The 2702-nt window shown below is 64.5% G+C and carries 2 protein-coding genes; both read left to right on the forward strand.

Features of this window, described 5'->3' with window-relative positions; translation table 11 throughout:
• A partial coding sequence (locus ACE3S9_RS18060) for a PAS domain-containing sensor histidine kinase (protein WP_374547863.1) occupies positions 1-1158 on the forward strand: 1158 nt, incomplete at its 5' end.
• A gap of 13 nt (positions 1159-1171) precedes the next feature.
• Entirely contained in the window at positions 1172-2539 is a 1368-nt protein-coding gene (locus ACE3S9_RS18065; RefSeq protein ID WP_374547864.1) for a sigma-54-dependent transcriptional regulator, read from the forward strand.
• Positions 2540-2702: the final 163 nt, after the last annotated feature.

Below are 2702 nucleotides of genomic sequence, written 5' to 3' on the forward strand. Positions count from 1 at the left end.
ATGACTTCCGAGCTGCGCCAGCAGCAGAACCGACTGATCGCGGCCAATCATCTGATGGACGAGCGCCGCGTCTTCACCGAGGCCGTATTGTTCGGCGTGCCGGCGGCGGTGATCGGCGTCGGGGCGCGCGGCGACGTCACCGTGCTCAATCCGTCCGCGCGGCTGCTGGTGAGCCATGAGGGCGAGGAGGCGGAACAGGCGATCGGGCGGCCGCTGGCCGATGTTCTGCCCGAGCTCGGCGCCATTCTGCAGGAGGCGCGCGGCGCCTATTCGCGGATGTTGCAGCGGCAGATCGTGTTGCGGCGCGGCGCGCGCGAGCGGACCTATAATGTCCGCATCACGCCGGGGCCGGTCAATCGCGGCGAGCGCACCTTCGTCGCCACGCTGGACGACATGACCGATCTCGTTTCCGCCCAGCGCACGGCGGCCTGGGCCGATGTCGCGCGCCGCATCGCCCATGAGATCAAGAATCCGCTGACCCCCATCCAGCTCTCGGCGGAACGGCTCAAGCGCAAATATGGCCGGGTCATTACGGCCGACAAGGACGTGTTCGATCAGTGCACTGATACGATCATCCGTCAGGTCGACGACATCAAGCGCATGGTGGACGAGTTCTCGTCTTTCTCGCGCATGCCCAAGGCGCAATTGGCGACCGACGATCTCTCCGCCTGCGTCGAGCAGGTGCTGTTCCTGATGCGGGTCGGCCATCCCGATGTCGCCATTTCCGGCGCCTATCCGCCGGAAACGTTGATCGCGCGCTTCGACCGGCGGCTGCTGTCGCAGGCTTTGACCAATATTGTGAAAAACGCCACCGAGGGCATCGCAGCGACCGATATGGAGGGCCGCGCGCCGAAAATCGACGTCAGCCTGCGCGTCGAGGAGGGCGAGGCGGTCATCGATGTCGAGGACAATGGCAAGGGTTTTCCGCGCGAGAACCGGGCGCGGCTGCTGGAGCCCTATATGACCACGCGCGCGGAAGGCACCGGCCTCGGCCTGCCGATCGTGGCGAAGATTCTCGAAGATCATGGTGGCGGCATCGAACTGCTCGACGCGGCCTCCGGCCAGGGCGCTCTGGTGCGCCTGCATTTCCCGGTCGCTGCGCCCGGCGCGGCGGCGGAAGACGCGGCGGGCAAACCAGAATCCGCCGAAAAAGCTTGAGCGAAGGTTGAACATGGCGCACGACATTCTGATCGTCGATGACGAAGCCGACATTCGCGAACTCGTCTCCGGCATTCTGGAGGACGAGGGCTATTCCACGCGCACCGCGCGCAATTCCGACGAGGCGCTGGCGGCGATCGAGGCGCGCCGACCGCATATGATCTTTCTCGATATCTGGATGCAGGGCTCCAAGCTCGACGGCCTGCAATTGCTCGAATCCATCAAGCGCCACCATGAGAACCTGCCGGTGGTGATGATTTCAGGCCATGGCACGATCGAGACGGCGGTCACCGCCATCCGTCAGGGCGCCTATGATTTCATTGAAAAGCCGTTCAAGGCCGACCGTCTGGTGCTGGTGGCCGAACGGGCGCTGGAGACCTCGCGCCTGCGCCGCGAGGTGAGCGAGCTGAAGGCGCGTTCGGCCGGGTCCAACACCCTGGTCGGCCATTCGCAGGCCTTGCAGCAGCTCAAGCAATTGATCGAGCGCGTGGCGCCGGCCAATTCGCGCATTCTGATCACCGGCGCGCCGGGCGTCGGCAAGGAGTTGGCCGCGCGCGCGATCCATGAATCGTCGTCGCGCGCCGGCGGGCCTTTTGTGGTTATCAACGCCGCCGCCATCGCCGCCGAGACCATGGAAATGGAATTGTTCGGCGTCGAGGCCCGCGAGGGCCGTCCGCGCAAGACCGGCGCCCTCGAAGAGGCCCATGGCGGCACGCTTTATATCGATGAAGTCGCCGATATGCCGCGCGAGACCCAGGCCAAGATTCTGCGTGTGCTGGTCGATCAGAATTTCACCCGCGTCGAGGGCGCCACGCGGGTCCATGTCGATGTGAGGGTGATTTCATCGTCGGCGCGCGACCTGCCGCGCTCCATTGCGGAAGGGACGTTCCGCGAGGATCTGTTCCATCGGCTGTCGGTGGTGCCGGTGCGGGTGCCCTCGCTGGCTGAGCGGCGCGAGGACATTCCCGAACTGATCGCCTTTTTCATGGACCAGCTCGCGGCGAATTCGGGCCTGCCGCGGCGAAAAATCGGCGACGACGCCATGGCCGTGCTGCAATCGCATGACTGGCCGGGCAATATCCGCCAGTTGCGCAACAACATCGAGCGCCTCATGATCCTGACCGGCGGCGACCCGGAGGCCGAGATCACCGCCGAAATGCTGCCCCGCGAGATCGGCGCGCTGGTGCCTTCGACTCCGACCGGCTCGGGCGGCGAGAAACTGATGAGCCTGCCGCTGCGCGACGCGCGCGAAGTGTTCGAGCGCGAATATCTCGTGGCGCAGATCAACCGTTTCGGCGGCAATATTTCGCGTACAGCGGAATTCATCGGGATGGAGCGCTCGGCCCTGCACAGGAAGCTGAAGTCGCTCGCAATCGACTGATCGATCGCGTCGGACCATCCGAATGAATTTCTCACGGTTCTCTCACGATTTCCTGACCCAATTTTTTGCCGGGTCAGCAGATTGCGGCGCTGTCAGCGCCATTGATTGCCGCAGCGACTCATGACGAAGCCCCGGATCGCCCGATTTTTTCTGTTCCTGTTCT

It is taken from the genome of Rhodoblastus sp., assembly GCF_041915505.1.
Classification (GTDB): domain Bacteria; phylum Pseudomonadota; class Alphaproteobacteria; order Rhizobiales; family Beijerinckiaceae; genus Rhodoblastus.

Coding starts and splice junctions, on each gene's coding strand:
- ACE3S9_RS18065 (WP_374547864.1), top strand. CDS start 1,172: ATGGCGCACGACATTCTGATCGTCGATGACGAAGCCGACATTCGCGAA.